Source organism: Bifidobacterium sp. LH_417 (genome assembly GCF_056357035.1).
Genome location: NZ_JBKEVI010000009.1, coordinates 24,695 through 47,300, shown reverse-complemented (window position 1 = coordinate 47,300; position 22,606 = coordinate 24,695). Strand labels below are relative to the sequence as shown.

Annotated in this window: 18 protein-coding genes; 3 read left to right on the top strand and 15 right to left on the bottom strand. The window is 66.0% G+C overall.

Going from position 1 to position 22,606, the window contains the following annotated elements:
- Positions 1–10: 10 nt before the first annotated feature.
- Complete coding sequence (locus AC1AYR_RS06870) at positions 11–1,198, bottom strand: HhH-GPD family protein (RefSeq protein WP_476512056.1); 1,188 nt, start codon at positions 1,196–1,198, stop codon at positions 11–13.
- Positions 1,199–1,218: 20 nt separating this feature from the next.
- On the opposite strand from AC1AYR_RS06870, the gene AC1AYR_RS06865 reads away from it, so the two are divergent.
- The gene (locus tag AC1AYR_RS06865; RefSeq protein ID WP_476512055.1) at positions 1,219–1,878 is read left to right on the top strand and encodes a tRNA (cytidine(34)-2'-O)-methyltransferase; all 660 of its coding nucleotides are present in this window, start codon (positions 1,219–1,221) and stop codon (positions 1,876–1,878) included.
- Between the two features lie 863 nt (positions 1,879–2,741).
- On the opposite strand, the gene AC1AYR_RS06860 is transcribed toward AC1AYR_RS06865, so the two are convergent.
- Positions 2,742–2,891, bottom strand: a complete 150-nt coding sequence (locus AC1AYR_RS06860) for a hypothetical protein (RefSeq protein WP_476512054.1) — start codon at positions 2,889–2,891, stop codon at positions 2,742–2,744.
- Here AC1AYR_RS06860 and AC1AYR_RS06855 point away from each other — a divergent pair.
- A complete protein-coding gene (locus AC1AYR_RS06855) occupies positions 2,890–4,773 on the top strand; it encodes a hypothetical protein (protein ID WP_476512053.1) in 1,884 nt (627 codons plus the stop codon). The genes AC1AYR_RS06860 and AC1AYR_RS06855 overlap by 2 nt on opposite strands.
- Here AC1AYR_RS06855 and AC1AYR_RS06850 read toward each other — a convergent pair.
- The 12 genes from AC1AYR_RS06850 to AC1AYR_RS06795 all read right to left on the bottom strand — a co-directional run bounded on the left by AC1AYR_RS06850 (position 4,763) and on the right by AC1AYR_RS06795 (position 20,120).
- Positions 4,763–6,127, bottom strand: a complete 1,365-nt coding sequence (locus AC1AYR_RS06850; RefSeq protein WP_476512052.1) for a DUF711 family protein — start codon at positions 6,125–6,127, stop codon at positions 4,763–4,765. The two genes, AC1AYR_RS06855 and AC1AYR_RS06850, sit on opposite strands and share 11 nt — an antisense overlap.
- A gap of 31 nt (positions 6,128–6,158) precedes the next feature.
- Positions 6,159–6,431, bottom strand: coding sequence for an ACT domain-containing protein (locus AC1AYR_RS06845; RefSeq protein ID WP_034525826.1), 273 nt, complete (start codon positions 6,429–6,431; stop codon positions 6,159–6,161).
- A gap of 228 nt (positions 6,432–6,659) precedes the next feature.
- Positions 6,660–8,144, bottom strand: a complete 1,485-nt coding sequence (locus AC1AYR_RS06840; protein ID WP_476512093.1) for a DHA2 family efflux MFS transporter permease subunit — start codon at positions 8,142–8,144, stop codon at positions 6,660–6,662.
- Positions 8,145–8,569: 425 nt separating this feature from the next.
- Positions 8,570–9,115: a DUF3180 domain-containing protein gene (locus AC1AYR_RS06835; protein ID WP_476512051.1), complete on the bottom strand. Its 546-nt coding sequence runs from the start codon at positions 9,113–9,115 to the stop codon at positions 8,570–8,572.
- A gap of 117 nt (positions 9,116–9,232) precedes the next feature.
- Positions 9,233–10,870 carry a 2-amino-4-hydroxy-6-hydroxymethyldihydropteridine diphosphokinase gene (gene folK / locus AC1AYR_RS06830; protein ID WP_476512050.1) on the bottom strand — a complete coding sequence of 546 codons (1,638 nt, stop codon included), beginning with the start codon at positions 10,868–10,870 and terminating at the stop codon, positions 9,233–9,235.
- Positions 10,871–10,894: 24 nt separating this feature from the next.
- Entirely contained in the window at positions 10,895–11,779 is an 885-nt protein-coding gene (gene folP / locus AC1AYR_RS06825) for a dihydropteroate synthase (protein ID WP_476512049.1), read from the bottom strand.
- Between the two features lie 137 nt (positions 11,780–11,916).
- Complete coding sequence (gene folE / locus AC1AYR_RS06820; RefSeq protein ID WP_476512092.1) at positions 11,917–12,537, bottom strand: GTP cyclohydrolase I FolE; 621 nt, start codon at positions 12,535–12,537, stop codon at positions 11,917–11,919.
- Between the two features lie 207 nt (positions 12,538–12,744).
- Entirely contained in the window at positions 12,745–14,859 is a 2,115-nt protein-coding gene (gene ftsH / locus AC1AYR_RS06815) for an ATP-dependent zinc metalloprotease FtsH (protein ID WP_476512048.1), read from the bottom strand.
- Positions 14,856–15,419, bottom strand: a complete 564-nt coding sequence (hpt, locus tag AC1AYR_RS06810; RefSeq protein ID WP_476512047.1) for a hypoxanthine phosphoribosyltransferase — start codon at positions 15,417–15,419, stop codon at positions 14,856–14,858. The genes ftsH and hpt overlap by 4 nt, the downstream gene beginning before the upstream one ends.
- Positions 15,420–15,474: 55 nt before the next feature.
- Positions 15,475–16,911, bottom strand: a complete 1,437-nt coding sequence (locus AC1AYR_RS06805; RefSeq protein ID WP_476512046.1) for a D-alanyl-D-alanine carboxypeptidase/D-alanyl-D-alanine-endopeptidase — start codon at positions 16,909–16,911, stop codon at positions 15,475–15,477.
- A 366-nt stretch (positions 16,912–17,277) separates the two neighbouring features.
- A complete protein-coding gene (locus tag AC1AYR_RS06800; RefSeq protein WP_476512045.1) occupies positions 17,278–18,501 on the bottom strand; it encodes a glycosyltransferase family 2 protein in 1,224 nt (407 codons plus the stop codon).
- Positions 18,501–20,120, bottom strand: a complete 1,620-nt coding sequence (locus tag AC1AYR_RS06795; RefSeq protein ID WP_476512044.1) for an AI-2E family transporter — start codon at positions 20,118–20,120, stop codon at positions 18,501–18,503. Before AC1AYR_RS06795 ends, AC1AYR_RS06800 begins: the two co-directional genes overlap by 1 nt.
- A 123-nt stretch (positions 20,121–20,243) precedes the next feature.
- On the opposite strand from AC1AYR_RS06795, the gene AC1AYR_RS06790 reads away from it, so the two are divergent.
- Positions 20,244–21,167, top strand: coding sequence for a glycosyltransferase family 2 protein (locus AC1AYR_RS06790; RefSeq protein ID WP_476512043.1), 924 nt, complete (start codon positions 20,244–20,246; stop codon positions 21,165–21,167).
- A 170-nt stretch (positions 21,168–21,337) separates the two neighbouring features.
- Here AC1AYR_RS06790 and fucO read toward each other — a convergent pair whose 3' ends face one another.
- Complete coding sequence (gene fucO, locus AC1AYR_RS06785) at positions 21,338–22,489, bottom strand: lactaldehyde reductase (RefSeq protein ID WP_476512042.1); 1,152 nt, start codon at positions 22,487–22,489, stop codon at positions 21,338–21,340.
- Between the last annotated feature and the right edge of the window lie 117 nt (positions 22,490–22,606).

The following is a 22,606-nucleotide window of genomic DNA, read 5'->3' as shown; positions in this document are numbered from 1 at the left end:
CCCCGAACATTCACCCCAGTGGCAGCCTGATCGCGCCGCCCGGAAGCATCTCGATGAGACCGTCCTCGTCAAGACTCGCCACGCACCGGTCGAGCTGCGCGCGATCCCTCCACAGCGCCTCGACGCTCGCGCGTTCCAGCACGGTGCCGCCGCTGCCGAACGCGCCACCACCGGCCGCACCGTCGCCGGCCGCACCGTCGCCGGACAGAACACCGCCGGCCACACCACTCCCATCAGGCGCGGCCGCCGCCCGGCGCAACGCGTCGAGGACGATGCCGCGCACCTGACGGTCCGTGCCTTGGAACCGCTGCCTCGGCCGCGTGCGCCGCTCCCCCAATCCGGGGCGGCCGGCGGCGAGAAACGCACAATCGTCGCGTACCGGGCAGTGGTCGCACAACGGATTCTTCGCCGTGCACACCACGGCACCCAACTCCATCACCGACTGGTTCCACGTCACGGAGGCGATGCGCGAGACATCATGTGGAACACCGCGTGAAACGTCACGTGAAACATCACCGGAATCCCGTGGAACATCATGTGAAACATTGCAAGGGGCATCGGCAGCGACGTCATCGCCGACGTCATCGCGCGGCAGGACGCCGCCGGCGAGCGCGCGTTCCGCAGCGCTCGCCGCGCCGCCGCGCGACTCCTCCCCCGCGAACACGCGCGATAGGACGCGACGGACGTTCGTGTCGACGACGGCGATCCTCTCGCCGTACGCGAAACTCATCACCGCGCTCGCCGTATAGTCGCCGACGCCGGGAAGCGCGACCAGCGCGTCGTACGTGCGCGGCAGCTCGTCGCCGTACTCTGCGGCGACGACGCGCGCGCACTCCTGCAGCCGCAGCGCGCGACGCGGATATCCGAGACGTCCCCACATCGCGATCACGTCGGATTTCGGTGCGGCGGCGAGCGCGGCCGCGTCCGGCCACCTCGTCATCCACGCGGTCCAGTACGGCACGACGCGACTCATCTGCGTCTGCTGGCTCATCACTTCGGACACGAGCACTCCCCACGGCGTCGCGCGACCGAACCGCCACGGCAGGTCGCGAGCGTTCGCCTCCCACCATGCGGCGAGGCGCAGGCGCACGCGGGACGCGCGGACGACGGCGGCGCGATCGGTATCGCTGCCGTCGGCGTGCGCGCCGGAGCGGACGGTGTAGGAGAGGCTGGTGCGGGGATTCGGGGTGTCGGTCATCGTCCATATTCTTAGCAGCTATGACGAACGAAGCAAACCAGACGCCGGAGGCCGGCAATCCGGAAGACAAAGTCGAGAAGATGTTCGAATACGGCTACCGCAAGTCGAACTACGGACCGGACGAGCTCGTGACCGACGCGCACGGCAATCCGATCTCCGTGGTCGACGCGATGCTCACCGCCGAGAAGGCGGCCGAGGCGGAGACCGTCACCCCGCACCTGTGCTACTACTCGCCGCGCATCCCCGGCAACACCGGTTCGGCGATCCGCCTGTGCGCGGTGACCGGCACGATCCTGCACCTGGTGGAACCGCTCGGTTTCAACCTGCGTGACACGAAGCTGCGCCGCGCGGGACTCGACTATCACGATATGGCGCACGTGGTATTGCACCCGAACTTCGAGAACCTCGTCGAATCGATGCCGAACTCGCGCATCATCGCGTTCACCGCGCACGCCACGAAGCTGTACACGGAGATCGAGTACAAGCCGACCGACATCCTGCTGTTCGGGCCGGAACCGGGCAACATCCCCGACCCGATGGACATCATGGCCGGCCCGCATGTGGCGGAGCAGGTCCGTCTGCCGATGCGCCCGTCGCTGCGGTCCCTCAACCTCACGAACTGCGCGTCGATCGCCATCTACGAGGCATGGCGCCAGCTGAACTTCGCCGGCGGACGGTAGGTGCCGCTGAGGCGCTGAGGTGCCGGGGCGCCGCTGAGGCGCCGGGGCGGCAGAGCGGCAGGCGGCAGGACGGCAGGGCGCGGCGCGGCAGGGCGGCAGGGCGCGGCGCGGAACCATGCCGGGCAATAGGAAAAGACCCAGGAATCCGGTTGCCCGGCAACAGGCCGTGCCGGACAACCAGGGATTGCCCCATTCAGGCGTTACCCGGCAAACACCCCTGCCACACAACCGGAAAATACCCCATTCAGGCATTGCCCGGCAAACAACACTGCCGGCCAACCGGGGATTGCCCCATTCAGGCGTTACCCGGCAGACAACCCTGCCACACAACCGGGAATCACCCCATCCAGGCACTGCCCGGCAACAGGCCGTGCCGGACAACCGGGGATTGCCCCATTCAGGCACTGGCCGGCAGACAACCCTGCCAGACAACCAGGAATCACCCCATTCAGGTGTTACCCGGCAGACAACCCTGCCGGACAACCAGGAATCACCCCATCCAAGCATTGCCCGGCAAACAACCCTGCCGGACAACCAGGAATCACCCCATTCAGGTGTTACCCGGCAGACAACCCTGCCGGACAACCAGGAATCACCCCATCCAAGCATTGCCCGGCAAACAACCCTGCCGGACAACCAGGAATCACCCCATTCAGGTGTTACCCGGCAGACAACCCTGCCGGACAACCGGGAATCACCCCGTTGAGGGCGAAGACGGCATATCGCGTATGCTGGAAATGGACAACATGCCGGACAGTGGGGTTTGGCTGTTGCGGTACGCCACGAACACGTCGAGGGAGACGGGAGACGGTTATGGACGGGGCACCCTGGCAGCGAACGCAGGCCGGCGAGACGCGGATGCGTCACGAGCCGGCGTCACGAACGGCATCGGCGTCACGCACGGCATCGGTGTCACGCACGGTGATGGCGATGCTGGCGGCCGTCATCATGGCTGCGGCGATGATGATCCTGCCGACAATCGCGCAGGCATCCGGACCGTTGTCGATGCGCATGATCGGCAACATCGATTTCCGGAACTACGAGAGCATCTATATCAGTCAGATGTCCGAGGACGGTTCCGTCGCCATCATCTCCGCCTCGACTTTCAATAGCGACCCCGGCACGGTCTTCATGGTGACGCCGCGGAACGCGTCGATCACCCCGTTGGACGGCCTGTCGAAAGACAACGCCCAGATAATCATCTCGGATGATGCCCAATATGTCTTCTACACCAGCGACGACCATTCGGTGACCATGATGAACGTCGCCTCGAAGCAAACCACCACGCTGCACGATCTGGACTATGATTCGCAGTACTTCTCCGACGACTCCGACGACTCTGCGGACAGCTCGAACGACTCGACCGATGACTCGACCGATTCCGATCACAATCCGTACCCGTACGCCGCGAACGGCGACAGTCTGGTCGTCGGCTACGCGAACGGCTTCTACAACACGTACGACATCGCGCAACAACGGCTGATCTCCACGGTGGATGTCGGCGATGCCGACGACGTGACCGTGGATCCCGATCTGTCGAAGATATACGCGATTCATCTCAAAACGATCGCCACCCCCGGCACGCTGAAGATCTACGATCTGGACAGCGGCATCTCGTCCGACTCGAAGAGCGTCGCCATCCCGCAGGATTCCCTGCCCTCCTCGCATGGCTCGTCAAGCCGAGTGACCCCGATGCTGTACGGCCTATACGGACATAGCCTCCTGATGGCGGTATACGTCACTGATGACCGCGTCGTTTCCGACGATTCGGCCCGTCTGTACCATCTGGATCCGTCGACCGGCGACGTAGGAGCCTTCTCGAAGCACAGCAGCTCCGCAATCTCCGGAAGCATCGACGGCTACCTGCTGCTCGCCGAGAAGGACTCCGGCAACGCCTGGGACCCGCTCCACCCATTCGCCGACGGCGAACGAGGCAAGGTCACCGCACTCTCCGTCAAAGACATCGATACGGGAACGACCATACGCAGCATCACGAACCAGACCACCATATGGCGGATCCTGCAGGAGGGCTCCGACGCCAACGCCATGATGAAGCTGTCAAGGGACGGCAAATACCTGTTTCACGCCTCGTTCTCGGCGATGAAGCGCTCCACGCTCTCCGTCACCGACATGGCGTCCGGGAATACATCCGATGTGACGCTGCCGGAGAGCGACAACGTCAACATCGGCAACAAGGGCTTCAGCGCCATGGAGTTCAGCCTCGACAACAGTACGATGATCGCGGTGACCGACATGTCGGGCAAGGAATCCGGCTCCGGTGAACGACTGATGGTGTACGACACCGGCATCAGCGGCAATCCGTGGGAATGGTCGAAGATGAAGGGAATCCTGGTCACCATCGCACTGGGCGCCGTGGTGGCGCTCATCGTGGTGGTGGTCGTGGTAGCAAAGCGCATCAAGCGACGTCGCGGCAAGGGGAAGGAAGGTGCCGAAGCTCCTGCCGGAGCGCCATCCAAGGCACCGACACCGGCTGGAGCACCGGCAGGTGTGCCGGCGAGCGCACCGGCTGGGGCACCGGCAGGTGTGCCGGCTCCGATGCCGGTGCCGCGTTTCCTGCCTCCGGTACCGCAACCGCCGTCACCGGGGCCATTCGCTCCGGCTTCGGAGGCGCCGACGCAACTGGCCCCGGGAGCACCGGCACGGCCGATGCAACCGAGACCACCAGCACCGGCACCAGCACTAGCACCGGCACCACCGGTACCCACACAACAGGCACCCGCGCAATGGTCGGTGCCGCCATCCGCGCCGGTTCCTCAGGCCGCGCAACGACCCCGGTTCTGCGAACAATGCGGCGCACCGCTGACCGCGACCAGCATACGGTTCTGCACCAACTGCGGCCAGCCGCTGTGGCACCGACCCTCGCTCAGTTCTTGAACGAGTGGATCGGCGCGGGGATGCGGCCGCCACGGGTGACGAACGCCTCGCACGAGGTCTGGTTCACCGGGATGATCGGCGCGTAGCCCATCAGGCCGCCGAAGTTCGCCATCTCGCCGACGCCCTTGCCTTCGACCGGGATGACGCGCACGGCGGTGGTCTTCTGGTTGACCATGCCGATGGCCGCCTCGTCGGCGATGATGCCGGAGATCGTCGCGGCGGACGTGTCACCGGGGATCGCGATCATGTCGAGGCCGACCGAGCACACGCAGGTCATCGCCTCGAGCTTCTCGATGGTGAGGCACCCGTTGCCGGCCGCGTCGATCATGTTCTTGTCCTCGGAGACCGGGATGAATGCGCCGGACAGGCCGCCGACGTAGGAGGACGCCATGATGCCGCCCTTCTTCACCTGGTCGTTGAGCATCGCGAGCGCGGCGGTCGTGCCGGGCGCGCCCACCTGCTCGAGGCCGATCTTCTCCAGCACCTCGCCGACCGAATCGCCCACGGCCGGGGTCGGCGCGAGCGACAGGTCGATGATGCCGAACGGAACGCCCAATCGGCGCGAAGCCTCCTGCGCGACCAGCTGACCCACACGCGTGATCTTGAATGCGGTGCGTTTGATCGTCTCGCACAGGAACTCGAAGTCCTTGCCCTTCGCGGCATCCAGGGCGCGCGAGACGACGCCGGGGCCGGAGACGCCCACGTTGATGACCGCGTCGCCCTCGGTCACGCCGTGGAAGCCGCCCGCCATGAACGGGTTGTCGTCGGGCACGTTGCAGAACGCGACGAACTTCACGCAGCCGTAGGAGTCGATGTCCGCGGTGGCGTGCGCGATGTCCTTGACGATGTGGCCGAGCAGCTCGACCGCGTTCATGTCGATGCCGGTCTTCGTGGAGCCGACGTTCACGGACGAGCAGACCACCTCGGTTTCGGAGAGCGCCTGCGGCAGGGAGCGGATGAGCAGCTCCTCGGCCGGCGTCATCGCCTTCGAGACGAGCGCCGAGTAGCCGCCGATCAGGTTGACGCCGACCTGCTTAGCGGCGCGGTCGAGCGCGTGGGCGATCTTGACGAAGTCCTCGCTCGTCTTGCAGCAGCTCGCGCCGACGAGCGAGATCGGGGTGACGGTGATGCGCTTGTTGACGATCGGGATGCCGTAGTCGCGTTCGATGCCTTCGCCGGTGGAGACGAGGTCCTTCGCGTAGGTGGTGATTTTGCGGTAGATGTTGTCGCAGGTCTCGTCCACGTCGTCCGTGGCGCAGTCGAGCAGCGAGATGCCCATCGTGATGGTGCGCACGTCGAGCTTCTCCTGCTCGATCATCTGGTTGGTCTCGTGGACCTCCATGATATTCAGCATGGTGTGTTCCTTCCGTCCCGGTCCGTCGAGATCAGATGCGGTGCATCTTGGTGAAGATCTCCTCGCGCTGGCAGCGGATGCGCACGCCGATGTCGTCGCCGAGGTCCTCGAGGTTGCCGACCATGGCGCTGAACTCCTTGTCGGAGTTCGCGTAGTCGACGATCATCATCATGTTGAAGTAGCCGTCGATGATGGTCTGGGAGATGTCGAGCACGTTGACGTTGTGCTGCGACAGGTACGTGCACACGCGTGCGATGATGCCGACCGTATCCTGGCCGACGACGGTGATGATTGCCTTGTTCATGGCGCTCCCTGAATGGTTGATGTCCGTTGGTGTCCGATTGGTCTTGGGTCCGGTGCCGCCGGTCCGGTCTGGGGAGCGGCATGCGGATACGAAAAACGGGTGTTCACCAGTATAGGTGAACACCCGTTGGCGTATGGCGGAACGTCCACGGCCACAGCCGGCCACAGCCGGTCACAGCCGGCTCCAGCCGGCTACAGCCAATCGTGAGCCGATCACGTCCGCGGCCGGCTACGCGGCGAGGTTCTCGCCCTTCGCGCCGATTCCCACGCCGGCGGCCTCGTCGACCTCGACCGGGGTCAGTTCCGGTTCGCGGCCCGCGCGTTCCTTCAGCGTGAGCGAGAACGCGACCACGACCACGATGAGCGCGATGCCGAACAGGTAGCCGAAGCGGGAGCCGTCCACGAAGCCCTGCGCCGGGTTCGAACCGCCGCCGTCCGTATACCGGGTCTGGCCGAGGCCGAGCAGGCAGGTGGCGACGGCGGTGGAGATGGCGCCGCACACCTGCTGCATCGTGTTGAGAATCGTGCTGCCGTCGGCGGCCATGCGGCCCGGCAGCGCCTTGAGCGCGGCGGACTGCGTGGACTGCTGGATGAACGGGATGCCGACCATCACGATGATGTGCGCGGCGAGGAACAGCAGGACCGACGAGCCGACGCCGATCGCGTAGAACAGCGCGCCGCCGACCACGGTCAGCCCTGCGCCGATCCACACGAGACGGCGTGCGCCGTGGCGGTCGAACAGGCGGCCTGCCGCCAGCGTGCACAGCGCGTTGACGACGCCGCCGGGCAGCATGAGCAGGCCCGCGACGGTGGAGCTCAGGCCGAGACCGCGCTGCAGCTCCTGCGGCACGAGGTACATGAACGCGAGCGTGCAGGCGAACGAGCAGGAGACCATGATGGCCGGCGTGCGGAATGCGGCGATGCCGAGCGCGCGCAGGTCGAGCAGCGGCGTGGCGATGGCGAGCTGGCGATGCGCGTAGAACGCGAGCACGACGACGCCGACGACGAGCAGTCCGATGACGGCCGGCGAGAAGCCCATGTCGCTCACGAGGCTCACGCCGGCGACGAGGCAGCCGAAGCCGAGCGCGGAGGCGATGATGGAGATCACATCGACGGCCGGACGCGTGCGCTCGATCGGGGTGACGAAGAACAGCGCGGTGCAGACGAGCGCGACGGCGGCAATCACGGCGAACAGCGCGAAGATCGCACGCCAGGAGATCGCGCCGATGAGCGCGCCGGCGACGGTCGGTCCGATGACCGGCGCGAACATGATGACGAGACCGGCCACGCCGTTGGCGGCACCGATTTTCGACGGCGGGAACACACGCATGATGGCCGCGTACAGGGTGGGCAGCACGATGCCGGTGCTCACGCCCTGCACGATGCGGCCGGCGAGCAGCACGGGGAACGTGGTCGCCACGGTGCACACGAGCGCGCCGACGAGGAAGCAGGCAAGCGCGAACATAACGAGCGTCTTCGCCTTGATCCACTTGAGCAGGAAGCCGACGCACGGCAGCACGACGCCGATGGCGAGCATGTAGCCGACGACCATCCACTGCGCAGTGCCGGAGGAGACGGAGAATTCGTCCATCAGATTGGGGATGGCGATGTTCATCGACGTTTCGGACAGCATGCCGAGGAATACGGCGAAGTACAGGCCGAGCATGACGCGGTGCGGATGCGCGAAGCGCGGGGCGGGCGCGCCGCCGGGCACAGGGGTCGCGACCTCGTAGGAGATGTGGTCGAGATGCGGCTGGGCCGCCACGGAACCGGCGGAACCGGCGGAACCGGCGTTGGAATCATTGATGGTTGTCTGATCGGACAACGGAAAACCTCTTCTTGTCTGTATCGATGCGCCGCCGCCGGGCGATCCCCACGCACGCTTCGCCTCCGAGTGTTTCACGGGAAACACACGGGGACGGCATCATCGGCGGGAAGTCGAGCGCCCCTAACGTCCGGGCCCCGACGGCAACGAAAAACCGCATGCCCCATGGCGGAGAATGCGCCGGAGGCATGCGGTTATCAAGTCGAGATGTGACCGTAGTACGTTTTTCGTTTTTTCGTAAGCGGGCCGGGCGTGTCGCGCACGGCCTGAGACGGGTCTCTTCCCCGGTCCGCTGTGCGGACAGCCCCTAGGACCTACCGCTGCGGGGTGCCGGCCTTGGCGGCTGCCGGGCTGACGCCCCGTTCCCGCGTGGTCTCGCGCATCTTGGGGTTCTCCGGGCCTTCGTTCGGCGGCAGCTGGCACAGCCACTCCCCCACGAGACCGACGATCATGTCCGCGAGGCAGATCACGCCGGTCACCGCGCATTCCGTCACCGCCTGCGCGTAGAACTCGGCCTCCATATGCCCGATGGACGGGATGATCTGGCCGAAATACCATCCGGCGAGCGCCGCCCCCGCCAATGCCAGCGCCTTGGCGAGCACGAGCGTGTGGAACGCGAGCGTCGGGTTGACGAACGTGCGCGGCCGTTTGCGCGGGTCGGTGGTCGCGTACTTGTGCACGTTGATGGCGAGCACGAGCACGAGTATGCCGATGGCGACGAGCAGCGCCGCGACGAACCAGGGCGCGCCGATCAGCGTGAGCCCGTACCGTTCGCCCAGTACGGCGACGCCCGCCCCGGCGGCGAGTCCCAGCGCCAGTCCGATCGCCGGCTGCCACCACGGTGTCCTATGCGCCTTCATCCCGTGTCCTTCCGTTCGTTTTCCGTCCGTTGCCGATGCGACACATCGGCTCCCGCAATCACCGCGGTCACCGCAATCACCGTGATTCGCGTATACCCCGCAGCCCCGGACGCTCCGTCATTTCGCGCCGATGATCCAGTTGTCGCTGAGCATGCCGACCATGCCCGCGTCGGGGGCCATGGCGAGCAGGAACGAGACCGGGTCGCCATCGAACGTGGCGTTCGGGTCCATGTCCATCCACGGCGCGAGCACGGAGGCGTGGGTCTTGGCCGACGGCCACGGCACGCGGCAGTCCGGTTCGTCCGCGGTCACGTGCTCCATGTCGACGAGATCGAGGTCGATCGCGCCGTCGTGCGCGTGTTCGATGTCGCCGAGCGCGGCGATCAGGGCGCGTGCGCCGAGTTTCGTTTCGATCTGGATGACGGCGCTCATCGCGTCGGGTCCGTCGAAGCTGCTCACGTGGTAGAGCGGCGAGATGCCGTCGACCTGGGTGCCGGGCAGTCCGTCGATGGCGACGATCGCCTCGCGGAACAGGCGTTCCGCGTCGGTGGAGGTCGAGTCCATCGAGATGACGGCCTTGAGCGGCACCCTCGCGCCGTCCGCGAGATCGTCCGCGACACCATCTCCGACACCATCTCCGACACCATTCACGGAATCGTCCGAGGCATTGCCTCCGTCGGCGGATGCGTCCGCCGTCACGTCGGGTGTCCCATCGGACACCGCCTTGCCAGTGGCCTGCCCTGCTTGCATCCCACAGGATGAGGCCGCGTCGGGTGTCCTATCGGACACCGCCTTGCCAGTGGGGGAGCCGACGCCCGCGCCGTCCGGCAGCACACCGCCGCTCATCCAGTCGTGCGCGACGAGTTCGATCGGCGGCTCGTCGCCGTCCGCTTCGGCGAGCAGTCCTTCGGCGAGCTCATTCACCGGCCCGCCGTGCAGGCCGGGCAGGTCCGCGTGCGGATCGAGAGCCGCCCACGGCACGAGTACGAACGCCCGCTGCCATGCGCGTGGATGCGGCAGTGTCAGGTCGGGTGCGTCGGATTCGACGCCGTCGTAGTCGATGATGTCGAGGTCGAGCGTGCGGCTCGACCAGTGGGTTTCGCGCATGCGGCCGTGGTCGGCTTCGATGTGCTGGAGCGCGTCGAGCAGCGTGCGCGCGTCGAGCGTGGTCGTCGCCTCGACCACCGCGTTGAGGAAGTCGGGGGTATTGTCCGCCATGCCCCACGCGGCGGTACGGTAGAGCGGCGAGACGCCGGTGACCTGCGTGCCGTCGAGCGCGTCGATGCGGCGCACCGCGTCGCGCATCGTCGCCGCGACGTCGCCCTGGTTGCCGCCGAGCGCGATGACGACGCGACGCGACGCGGCCGCGCCGGACGTCGAGGCGTCGGTGCCGGCGGCATCGCGCGAACGTGTGATGCTCACGGCGACGTCGTCGAACGGCACGGTGATCGGCGCGTGCGGTTTGTGCACGGTCACATCGACCGTGCGAATCGGGTCGATGGCGAGCAGCTCGTCGGCGATGCGCTGCGCGAGCCGTTCGATGAGGTCGACGTGATCGCCTTCGATGACGGCGACGATCGCCTTGGCTGCGCGGCCGTAGTCGACGGTGTCGCCGAGCGCGTCGGAACGCCCCGCGGCGGAAAGGTCGAGGTGGAGGGTCGCGTCGACGACGAACGGCTGCGCGCGCTCGTGCTCGAAGTCGAGCACGCCGTGCGTCCCGTTCGCCCGCACGCCGGTCAAAGTGATCGTATCCATGTCCGTTCCTTCCGGGCCTTCCGTCTACTTCGCGTATTCACGCCACGTATTGCCTACGGCGACGGCGGCGCGGCTGCGTGCGACGTCGTGGACGCGCACCGCCCACGCGCCGTGTTCCGCGCACAGGGCGCTGAACGCGGCGGTGGCGTCGTCGCGCGCGTCCATCGTGACGTCCGTGAATCCCGCCTCGTCGAGGGTTGCGGTGACGAAGCGTTTGCGCGACTGTCCGATGAGCACCGGATAGCCGGTCGCGCGGAACCGGTCGAGTCCGGCGAGCAACGGCAGGTTGTGCGCGATGCCGGGCTTGGAGAATCCGAGACCCGGATCGATGATGATGCGTTCGGGGGCGACGCCGGCGGCGAGCACCGCGTCGACCTGACGCATGAGCTCGTCGTGCACGTCCTGCAGTACGCCGTGCTCGTAGTGCGAGGTGTCGGCGTCGGGGGCGCCGGTCTTGGAGCCGGCGAGCCAGCCGCGCCAATGCTGCACGATGTACAGGCAGTCGTGGTCGGCGACGACGTGCGGCAGTTCCGTGTCGAGCGTGCCGCCGGACACGTCGTTGATGATCTGCGCGCCGCCGTCGAGCGCCGCGGCGGCGACCGAGGCGCGCGTCGTGTCGATGGACAGCGTCGCGCCGGCCGGGATGAGCGCCTCGACCGCGCCGGTGATGCGCTTGAGCTCGTCCTCCTCGCTGACGCGCTTCGCGCCGGGACGCGTCGATTCGGCGCCGACGTCGATGATGTCCGCGCCGGCGGCCATCATCGCGCGGCCGTGGTCGGCTGCGGCGCGAGGGTCGAGCCAGAGTCCGCCGTCCGAGAACGAGTCCTCGGTGATGTTGAGCACGCCCATGACGAGCGTGCGATCCGTGTCATGCAATGCCTTGAGATTGGTTTCCGTATCGGTTGCCATGTGATTACCCCCTCAGTCCCGCATCCGCGGGACGGCTCCCCTCAAAGGGGGAGCATGACTCACTTCTCTTGCTCCCCCTTGAGGGGGAGCTGGCGGCCGCAGGCCGACTGAGGGGGTGTACCCCCTCCCCAAGCCGCCTACCTGCTCATGATCAGGCTCATGGCCTCGGCGCGGGTGGCGGGGTTGCGCAGCAGGCCCCGCACCGCGGACGTGACCGTGCGCGCCTCGGACTTCTTCACACCGCGCATCGACATGCACAGGTGCTCGCATTCGGTGACGACGATCACGCCGCGCGCGCCCGCGTATTCGACGAGCGCGTCGGCGATCTGCTGGGTGAGACGCTCCTGCACCTGCGGCCGGCGCGCATACACTTCGACGAGCCGGGCGAGCTTGCTCAACCCCATGACCCCGTCCTTGGCGGGGATGTACCCGACGTGGGCGACGCCGTGGAACGGCAGCAGATGATGCTCGCACACGGAATACAGTTCGATGTTCTTGACGAGCACGAGCTCGTCGGTGTCCACGTCGAAATGCTTCTCAAGCACCTGTTCGGGCGAGGCGGAGAGTCCCGCGAACAGTTCGCGGCCGGCGCGGGCGATGCGGTCCGGCGTTTCGACGAGGCCTTCGCGGTCCGGATCCTCGCCGATCGCCTGAAGGAACAGGCGCACGGCCTTGCGCACGCCCTCCTCGTCGTAGGCGGGACGGTCGCCGCCGCGCGTCTGGCCGGCGGCAACGTGGCCGCGCGGCGACTGCGGCAGTGAGACCTGCAGGACGGAACCGTCCTGCGCGGCGCGGGACTGCGCCTGCGCGGGGGCGCCGGGACCGCCATGGCCGGCATGGTGCGGACGGGACTGCACCATGCCCGGCTTACGGGAGACGTCGCCGGCGTTCCTCGCGTCGGCGTTCTCGCGGACCAGCGACGGCGAGTCCGGCAGGGAGATGTTCTGCGCGTGTCGTGCCATCGGTCACTCCCCCGGTTTCATGCCGACCGAACGCTTGAGCGATTCGGGGATCTCGACGGGCGGCAGGTCGGAGTCGGGGCGCTTCTCGTCGGACAGCCACACGGGGCGGACCGGCGCCTTGCGGATCGGCGCGAAGATCGCGGCAAGCTCCTTCTCGTTCAGCGTCTCCTTGACGAGCAGCTGGCGCACGAGCTCGTCGAGGATGTCACGGTTCTCGTTGATGATGTTCCACGCCTCGGTGTGCGCGGTCTCGACGAGCTTGAGTACCTCCTCGTCGATGACCTCGGCGGTGCGGTCCGAGTAGTTGCGCGGGGCGAGAGCGCCCAGATCGCCGCTCTGGTCCTCGTCGTCGGCCCACTTGATCGCGCCGAGCTTCGCGGAGAAGCCGTACTGGGTGATCATCGTGCGGGCGATGTTCGTCGCCTTCTCGATGTCGTTGGACGCGCCGGTGGTCGGATCGTGGAACACGATCTCCTCGGCGGTGCGGCCGCCCATCGCGTACGCCATCTGATCGAGCAGCTGGTTGCGCGACTGCGAGTAGCGGTCGGAGGTGGGCATGACGGCGGTGTAGCCGAGCGCGCGGCCTCGCGGCAGGATCGTCACCTTGGTGACCGGGTCCGTGTTGTGCAGCGCGGCGGCGACGAGCGCATGGCCGCCCTCATGGTAGGCGGTGTTGCGCAGTTCGTCGAGGGCCATGCCCTTCGACTTGCGCTTCGGACCGGCCTGGACGCGGTCGATGGCCTCGTCGATGGCGCGGTTGTCGATGAGCTGGGCTCCGGCGCGGGCGCACAGCAGGGCCGCCTCGTTGAGCACGTTGGCCAGATCGGCGCCGGTGAAGCCCGGCGTGCGCACGGCCACCATGTGCAGATCGACGTCCGGCACGAACGGCTTGCCCTTCGCGTGCACCTTGAGGATCGCCTCGCGGCCTTCGAGATCCGGCGCGGCGACGCCCACCTGACGGTCGAAACGGCCCGGGCGCAGCAGTGCCGGGTCGAGCACGTCGGGACGGTTCGTCGCGGCGATGATGATGAGGTTCGTGTCGTTGTCGAAGCCGTCCATCTCGACGAGCAACTGGTTGAGCGTCTGCTCACGCTCGTCGTGGCCACCGGACATGCCGGAGCCGCGCTTGCGGCCGACGGCGTCGATCTCGTCGATGAAGATGATCGCCGGGGCGTTCTTCTTCGCCTCGTCGAACAGGTCGCGCACGCGGGAGGCGCCGAGACCGACGAACATCTCGACGAAGTCGGAGCCGGCCATCGCGTAGAACGGCACGCCCGCCTCGCCGGCGATGGCGCGTGCGAGCAGCGTCTTGCCGGTGCCGGGAGGGCCGTACAGGAGCACGCCGCGCGGGATGCGCGCGCCGAGCGCCTTGTATTTGGACGGGTCCTTGAGGAAGTCCTTGATCTCCTCGACCTCGGCGAGCGCCTCGTCCTCGCCGGCCACGTCGGAGAACTTCGTGGTCGGGGTCTGGCCTTCGAGCAACTTACCGTTGTTCTTCTTGCCGCCCATGCCAAGCATGCCGGAGGCACCGCCCATACGGCTCATCAGCCACCAGAACAGGGCGAAGAAGATGATGAACGGCAGAATCGAAGTGATGAGGTAGCTGAGCATGCTCGTCTGCTCGATGTCGGCGCTCCACCCCTTCGACGGCTCGGCCTTCTGCACGGCCTTGAGGATATCCTGCCCCTGGGCGAACGTGTAGTAGAACTGGACCTTGTCGCCGTAGTTGTGGTTCTTGCCGGTGTCCGGGTCCTTCTTGTTGTAGTCGGACTTGAGTTCGAGCGTGACCTTCTGCTTGTTGTCGACGATCTTCGCGTAGGTCACCTGGCCGTTGTCGAGCAGCTGCAGACCGTCCTTGGTGTCGATGGTCTGCGCGCCGGTGCCGGCGAACATCTGGAACATCATCGCGATGAGCACGACGACGACCGCGCCCCACAGCCACGGCGACTGCCAGAACGGCTTGTCGCCGCCGTTCTTGTCGCCCTTGCGGTTCGGCTTGCCGTTGTTGTTGCCGTTGCCGTTATTGCCGTTATTGCCGTCGCCGCGACGGAACGGATTGTTGAACGGGTTGCCGTTGCCGCCGTTGTTCGGCTGCCCGGGCCCCTGGGGGAAACTCATGCCTGTTCTCCTTGATACACTGCCGGCTTGAGCACGGCGATCGAGTCGAGGTTGCGGTACCGCTCGTCATAGTCCAGACCGAAGCCGACGACGAACTCGTCCGGAATCTCCAGCCCCTTGTACTTCACGTCCACGTCCACCTCACGGCGCGCGGGCTTCTCCAGCAGGGCGAAGATCTCCACCGAGGCGGCCCCGCGCCGCTTCAGCTCCTCGACCAGCCAAGCCAGCGTACGACCTGAATCCACGATATCCTCGACGATGAGAATGTGCCGACCGCGAACATCGGTCGACAGATCCTGGCGGATCGTCACGGTGCCGCTGGACACGGTACCCGAGCCGTAGCTGGACAGGCTCATGAAGTCGATCTGGCAGGGGATGGACAGGGCCTGCGAGAACGCGGCCAGCGTGTTCACCGCCCCCTTGAGCACGGCGACGAGCAACGGGTTCTTCCCCCGGTAGTCCTCGCTCGCCTGCGCCGCGGCGCGATCGATGATGGCATGGATCTTCTCTGTGCTGACCAGCTCGTGGTCGATGTCGTCTTGTACGTCAGCGATTCGCATGCACCCCATCTTGGCACACGCGAATGACGTGTTTCTTGGCGGAAACTGGGAGAATTCAGAGTTTCGTCAGTGAGGCCGCGAACGCGTCGAGCGCCTGGTTCGCCAAGGAGCCGTTCTCCGGATCGTTGACGATCGCGGCGAACGTGACCACGCCGCCGCCGGTACGCGACGCGTTGCCGGCGAGCGCGCGCACGTCGCTGAGCGCGCCGGTCTTGACGCGCAACAGCCCAAGCGCCGCGGCGTCGCCCACACGGTTCTTCACGGTGCCGACGAGACCGGGCAGCGCCAGCCCCTCGGACGCGGCGGCCGCGCCGCCGTCCGGATCGACGTACTTCGACTGCACCTGGGCGAGCGTCTTCACGGTGAGCGTCGTACCGGGCGCGAGACCGGAGCAGCTGGTCATGTGCAGGCCGTCGGTGGAGACGCCGTGCTCGGCGAGCACCTTGGCAACCGCCTTGGCATCCCCGTCGATCGAGTCGCCGGTGCCGAGCTTCAACGCGGTGAGCCGACCGAACAGTTCGGCGAGCGTGTTGTCGGAGTGGCGCATCATGAACGCCATCACCTCATTGAGCGGTGCCGAACTCACCGTGGCGAGCTTCACCCCCTGGTCGACGCCGCTCACATCGGTGGAATCCGTCACCTGGATGCCCTGCGCGGCGAGCAGCGCCTTGAACGTGGAGGCCACGTCGTCCGCCGTGCTCTGGGAGAGCATCGGATACTCGTCGAAATCGTCCGGGTCCTCCGCGTCCAGTCCGCTCCAGTCACGGCCTCCGTCGATCGCCATCGACGAGATCGGCGTGTAGTAGCGGTTCTCGTCGTTGGCCTCCTCGATGCGGGCCGGCGAACGGTCGTCGCCGAACATCGTATCGTCGGCGGCGAGCGCGACCGTCGTCACGCCTTTCGTCTTCAACGCGTCGGCGGTCTCGCGCGCGAGCGTCGCGAGACCCGCACGACCGTTGACGTGCGTCTCGTCGGACTCCCCCGCGCCGAGCAGCATGTCGCCGCCGCCCTTGAGGACGACGGTCGGAGCGTCGGATTCATGGGTGAGGTAGGTGACGGTGTCGAGCGTCGACCCCATTTCGAGCGTGCTCGCGGCGGCGAACGCGGTGAGCGTCTTCGTCGTCGACGCGGGCTGTCGGGGCGTCGACGCCTCGTGTTCGGCGATGATGTCGCCCTTCGCGTCGGCGATGACGACGGAGTAGTTGTCGCCGACGCCCTCGGCCTCGCCGAGCGTCCTGATGAGCGCCTCGGCCTGCGTCTTGTCGATCGCCTTGCCCGAGTCGACGTCGCCCGCGACCGTGCCGGCGGCGATCGTCGACACGGGATCGGGGTAGGTGCGCGTGGCGACGGACTTGAGCGTGAGCAGCCCGGGCGCGACGTCGGCCACATCGGCGGCCGTGTAGCCGACGCATGCGGCGAGCGTGAGCGTGACGCAGGTCGCGCACACGGCGACGCGGTGCGATCGGCGGACGGCAGCGGAGTTCGTGTTCATATCTCACCTTCTGTTGTCTTAACGGCTCTCCTCCGGCCCAGCAACCACGGACCGGCCTACGGCCGGCCCCAACATCACCTCGCGGCTCCCGCCGCTCGGCTGAGCCTAACAACAGTCCACAGGACTGTTGTCTTAACGGCTCTCCTCCGGCCCAGCAACCACGGACCGGCCAAAGCCGGCCCAACATCCCCTCGCGGCTCCCGCCGCTCGGCTGAGCCTAACAACAGTCCACAGGACTGTTGTCTTAACGGCTCTCCTCCGGCCCAGCAACCACGGACCGGCCTACGGCCGGCCCCAACATCACCTCGCGGCTCCCGCCGCTCGGCTGAGCCTAACAACAGTCCACAGGACTGTTGTCTTAACGGCTCAGCCCTTGTGTTCTATGGGTTTCCATTGGGCTTTGGAGAAGATGGCTTGGAAGGAGATGGGGACGTAGGAGAGCATGTAGATCGGGAACGCCAGCACGTAGGCGAACAGCTCCTTGTTCGTCGCGCCGATCTGGCCGCGTTCGGCCACGATCGTCAATCCGGCGAGCGCCATCATGCCGAGGATGGACAGGACGATGCCGTTCGACCAGCCGGTGAGCGCGCCGAGCTGGCTCTGCCAGGAGACGAAGCCGAACGCGGCGAACAGCACGCCGAGGATCATGCGCGCCACGCCGAGCACGGTGAACGGGCAGAGCAGCAGCGTGAAATCGACGGCGGAGAAGTCGCGTTCACGCACCGCACGGCGGATCAGCGATGGGCCATAGTAGCGGAACACCTGCAGGAAGCCCTTGCTCCAGCGCAGGCGTTGGCGCCAGCTCTGCGCGAACGTGACCGGCTGCTCGTCGTACAGGATCGCGGTGCCGCAGTAGCCGACGCGGTCGCCGTGCAGCACCGAGTCCATCGTGAATTCGAGATCCTCGGTGAGCAGGTGGAACTTCCAGCCCTTGTTGCGTTTCATGACCTCCTTGGAGAACATGAATCCGGTGCCGCCCACGTGACAGCTGGAACCGAACAGCATGCGCGAGTTGTTGAGGAAGCGCGATTCGCGGATGAACCACAGCGCGGAGCCGGAGGAGACCCAGTTGTCGTTGAGGTTCACCGAGTTGCGATACGAGGTGAGGATGCGGAAGCCCGACTGGAAGGCCTTGTTCATCTCCTCGAAGTAATGGCGGTCGAGCTTGTTGTCCGCGTCGAACACGAAGTACGCGTCATACGTGTCGGAAAGCCCCTCGTCAATCATGTGGTCGAGCAGGTAGGTCAGCGCGTACCCCTTGCCGATGAGCTGGTCGTTATGGCGTTCGACGACGTGGCAGCCCATGGCGCGCACCACGTCGGCCGTGTCGTCGGTGCAGTTGTCGGCGACGAGCCAGATGTCGATGAGGTCGCGCGGATACGTCTGCCCGTGGATGCAGTCGATGAGGTTGCCGATGACCTTCGACTCGTTGCGCGCGGAGATGAGCACCGCGTAGCGCTTGTCCATCGGCGCGTCGGGGAAGCGCACCGGCTTGGAGAACAGGGACATGACGATGCACGCGCCCTGATAGACCATGCCGGCGCCGCCGACGATGACGAGCAGGATATCGAGTACGGTGAGCAGGACCATCAGCGCCACCTCGCACGGGGATTGTCGGATTCGCCGGTGTCGCCGGCCTTCTTCGTCGTCGGCGTCCGTCGCGTCGTCTCAGACGTCGTCGTCACGTCGGTCACGTCAGTCGCGGCGGTCACGTCAGTCACGTCGTCGGATGTCGCCGTCGCGTCGGACGGTTCCGACGGGCCGTCGCCTCCGACGCCTTTGAGTCCCGCTGTGGCGTTGCGTTTCAGCACGCCCTGCGGAATCGCGACGGTCGCGGAGTCGTCCTCGTCGTCGCCGTGGATGCCGTCACGTGCATCATCGTGCGGGATGGCGTAGATCTCCTCCTGCAGGCGGCGGATCTCGTCGTTCATCGGCACTCGGCTCGTCGACCCCTTCGCGGCACGCGGCATGTGCTCGCCGATCGGGTGCAGCACATGCTCGTTGAACGCCTCGGACGCTTCGACCACCTTCGACTTGCGTCCGACCGGATCGTTCATCAACGGCGAATCGACGAGCTCGTAGCGTCGCGTGTACACGCGGAAGATCGTCTGCAGCGAGGCGGTAACCGGCAGCGCGAGGAACGCGCCGAGCGCGCCGAACAACGAGCCGAACGCGAGCACGGACAGGAACGCGATCGCCTCGTTGATGTCCATCGTACGGCGGGAGATGATCGGCGAGAGCAGCAGGTTCTCGATCTGCTGGTACACGATGATGAACACGAGCACCGCGACCGCATACACCCATCCACGATTGCCCCACGCGAACAGGACGGGCAGCGCGCCGCCGATATACGTGCCGACAGTCGGGATGAACTGGGAGACGACGCCGCAGAACAGGGCGAGCGGCAGCCAGTAGGGCACGTTGAGCACTTCAAGGAAAATCGCCGTGCACGTCGCGTTGATCAACGCGAGAATCGAACGGGAGAACAGGAACGACGAGATCTGATCCTGCGCGACCGTCCACACGAGCAGGAAACGCTTCTGCATGCCCGGCGCCATCCACTGGCAGAAGGAGCGACGGAGCTTCGGCCCCGCGGCGGAGATGTAGTAGGTGGTCATCACCACGGTGAGCAGCTGCAGCAGGAACGAGAACAGGCCGCCGACCGTGCTGATCGCGGTGCCGGCGAAATCACTCACCCACGAGGTCTGGAAGTTCTTGAGCAGATCGGATCTCATGAGCTCGGTACCGAGACTGTCCATGTCGGGGATCTCGACCGCGAACTGGGAGACGACGAACGAGCGGATCTGCTCGTAGGTGGCGGGGATGCCGTAGATCATGGCGATCATCTGCTGGAGGAACATGCTGCCGAACAGGGAGAGCAGCACGCCGATGACGAGCGCCACCGTGAGCAGGCCGGCGAGGGAGGCGAAACTGCGCTTCCAGCCGTGCCGCACCAGCGCGACGACCATCGGCTCGATGGCGAGCGCCAGGAAGAACGAGATGATGACGTCGAGCACCAGATAGGAGATCTTGCCCCACGAGCTCGTGCAGAAATTGAACACGATGATGGCGATGGCCACGTAGAGCAACGCACGGCTGAACCATTCCGGCGGTTTGCGGGGATCGCCCTTCGATGGGAACAGGGTGCCGAAGTCCCAACGCTGTTCGGCATCCTCTGCTGCGGTATGGTCACGCACGCTTTGATTCATGGCTCCCCATTGTAGCGACGGGGGTGATTGCCCGAATCGTTCACCTGATGTTCGCTTTCGGGCGGCGTGTACGACTCCGATCGGACGGCACCGTGTATGGCGGCGGCACTATCCTTGAATCCCATGCTGAACGTCTCGATCGTCATCCCGGCCTGGAACGAGGCCGAACGCATCGCCGACTGCCTGCTCAACACGATCCGGCAGACCGTGATGCCCCATGAAGTCATCGTCGTGGACAACCGTTCCACCGACAACACCTGCGAGATCGTCGAACGGTTCATCAACGAGCATCCCGAAGCGCCGATCCGGCTTCTGCACCAGGACGATGAGCAGGGGCTCATCCCCACGCGCGACTACGGTCTCAACCATGCGACCGGCGACGTGCTCGGCCGATTCGACGCGGACTGCATGATCAAACCCGACTGGGTGGAGGTCGTCGCCGGCATCTTCACCGAGGATCCGCAGGCCATGGGTGCCACCGGACCGGTCATGTACTACGACATGCCATCGCGTCATTTCGGGTTGAAAGGCGACAATTCGCTGCGCAAGCGCATCTACAAGGCGGACGGCGGCCAGCCGCTGCTGTTCGGCTCGAACATGGCCCTGCGCGCCTCGGCATGGCACGAGATCTCCGGCGAAGTGTGCCGCGACAAGGCGGACGTCATGCACGAGGACATCGACATCTCCCTGCACCTGATGGGCAAGGGGCTCAAGACCGTGTATTCGCCGCGCATGATCGCCGGCATGAGCGCGCGCCGCATGGACACGTCGCTCTCGTCGTTCCGCACCTACATGAAGCGGTTCCGCAACACGTTCGACGCGCATCCGCAGCACTGGCGCAAGCACAAGCCGGAGATCCTGCTCACCGCCATGTACCCCGCGATGCACCTGTTCTACCCGGTGTGGCAGAAGGTCCTGAACACGGCGGACATCAACCCGGCCGAGGCGGCGTGGATCAACGAGCAGATGGAAATCGCCGAGAAGGAGGGGCGGGAGTTCTACGACGAGACGCCCACCGACGAGGTCTGGGACGAGAAGCACGAGTGACTCCTCCCGCCGGTTCACGATTTTCCTCCCTTGGGAATCGTGAACTGGCACCTTGTGCGATCGAACATGACGAACCCCGGAATCAGGCCGAAACCGATTCCGGGCTTTGTTCGTTCCTGTTCGTTTCCGGTTCACGATTTCCCGAGGAGGAAAATCGTGAACCGCCCCACCTACATCAGGGACTTGTAGATGGCGAGGATGTCCTCCTCAGTGGCCTTGCGCGGGTTGCCCGGGGTGCACACGTCGTTGAACGCGTCGTGGGCGAGCGGGGCGAGGTCGGCCTCGGTGGCGCCGACCTCGGAGATCGTGGTCGGGTTCTTCAGGTCCACGGTGAGCTTGTGGACGGCCTGCACGGCCTCCTCGCGCACCTTCTCCAGATCGCCGGTGTAGGCGTCCTCGACGCCGAACGCGTCGGCGATGTCACGGTACTTCTCGCCCGTGTAGTCCTTGTTGTACTCCATGACCGGGGCCAGCAGGATGCCGTTGGCGACGCCGTGCGCCACACCCAGACGGCCGCCCAGCGGGTGGGCCATGCCGTGCACCAGGCCGAGACCGACGTTGGAGTAGGCCATGCCGGTGATGTAGGAGGCGTACGCCATCTGCTCGCCGGCCGGGATGTCGCCGTCGGCGGACTTGGCGAGGTTCTTCGCGATCATGCGGATCGTCTGCATCGACAGGCAGTCGGACAGGCTCCACGCACCCGGGGTGATGTAGCCCTCGATGGCGTGGGTCAGGGCGTCGAGGCCGGTGGCGACCTTGAGGCCGCGCGGCATCGAATCGGTCAGGTCCGGGTCGACGAACGCGACGATCGGAATGTCGTGCGGGTCGACGGCCACGAACTTGCGCTTGTTGGCCGTGTCGGTGATCACGTAGTTGATGGTGGTCTCGGAGGCGGTGCCGGCGGTGGTCGGCACGCCGAAGATCGGCACGGACGGGTTCTTCGTGTCGGCCACGCCCTCCAGGGACAGCACGTCGGAGAACTCCGGGTTGGCGGTGATGATGCCGATGCCCTTGCAGGTGTCCTGCGGCGAGCCACCGCCCAGACCGATCAGGAAGTCGGCGCCGGAGGCGGCGAACTTCTCGACGCCGTCCTTGATGCACTCGACTGGCGGGTTCGGCTTGACGTTGGAGAACACCTCGTACGGCAGGCCGGCCTCATCGAGGACCTTGGTGACCTTCTCGGCGGTGCCGGTCTCCAGCAGGACCGGATCGGTGACGATGAACGCCTTCGTGAAGCCGTGCTGCTTGGCAACGGCCGGAATCTCCTTGATCGCACCACGTCCGAAGTAGGCGGTCTGGTTGAAAATCATGCGATAGACCATAAGGCTCTCCTTTAAGCTATGCGTCTTGCCTTATTACCGTGTGGGCGTGCGCATGCGCTGCGCTGCCCTACGTTTCCCCAGTGTACTCGTTCATGTGAACGTTATCAGCCATCTTCG

What these genes read in the sequence shown, in the direction of transcription:
- AC1AYR_RS06845 (WP_034525826.1), bottom strand. Translation starts at nt 6,431, where the DNA reads ATGAACAAGGCAATCATCACCGTCGTCGGCCAGGATACGGTCGGCATC.
- AC1AYR_RS06805 (WP_476512046.1), bottom strand. Translation starts at nt 16,911, where the DNA reads ATGAACACGAACTCCGCTGCCGTCCGCCGATCGCACCGCGTCGCCGTG.
- AC1AYR_RS06835 (WP_476512051.1), bottom strand. Translation starts at nt 9,115, where the DNA reads ATGAAGGCGCATAGGACACCGTGGTGGCAGCCGGCGATCGGACTGGCG.
- folP (WP_476512049.1), bottom strand. Translation starts at nt 11,779, where the DNA reads ATGGCAACCGATACGGAAACCAATCTCAAGGCATTGCATGACACGGAT.
- AC1AYR_RS06865 (WP_476512055.1), top strand. Translation starts at nt 1,219, where the DNA reads ATGACGAACGAAGCAAACCAGACGCCGGAGGCCGGCAATCCGGAAGAC.
- AC1AYR_RS06855 (WP_476512053.1), top strand. Translation starts at nt 2,890, where the DNA reads ATGATCGGCAACATCGATTTCCGGAACTACGAGAGCATCTATATCAGT.
- AC1AYR_RS06850 (WP_476512052.1), bottom strand. Translation starts at nt 6,127, where the DNA reads ATGCTGAATATCATGGAGGTCCACGAGACCAACCAGATGATCGAGCAG.
- AC1AYR_RS06800 (WP_476512045.1), bottom strand. Translation starts at nt 18,501, where the DNA reads ATGGTCCTGCTCACCGTACTCGATATCCTGCTCGTCATCGTCGGCGGC.
- AC1AYR_RS06790 (WP_476512043.1), top strand. Translation starts at nt 20,244, where the DNA reads ATGCTGAACGTCTCGATCGTCATCCCGGCCTGGAACGAGGCCGAACGC.
- hpt (WP_476512047.1), bottom strand. Translation starts at nt 15,419, where the DNA reads ATGCGAATCGCTGACGTACAAGACGACATCGACCACGAGCTGGTCAGC.
- AC1AYR_RS06860 (WP_476512054.1), bottom strand. Translation starts at nt 2,891, where the DNA reads ATGCGCATCGACAACGGTCCGGATGCCTGCGCGATTGTCGGCAGGATC.
- folK (WP_476512050.1), bottom strand. Translation starts at nt 10,870, where the DNA reads ATGGATACGATCACTTTGACCGGCGTGCGGGCGAACGGGACGCACGGC.
- ftsH (WP_476512048.1), bottom strand. Translation starts at nt 14,859, where the DNA reads ATGAGTTTCCCCCAGGGGCCCGGGCAGCCGAACAACGGCGGCAACGGC.
- AC1AYR_RS06870 (WP_476512056.1), bottom strand. Translation starts at nt 1,198, where the DNA reads ATGACCGACACCCCGAATCCCCGCACCAGCCTCTCCTACACCGTCCGC.
- fucO (WP_476512042.1), bottom strand. Translation starts at nt 22,489, where the DNA reads ATGGTCTATCGCATGATTTTCAACCAGACCGCCTACTTCGGACGTGGT.
- AC1AYR_RS06795 (WP_476512044.1), bottom strand. Translation starts at nt 20,120, where the DNA reads ATGAATCAAAGCGTGCGTGACCATACCGCAGCAGAGGATGCCGAACAG.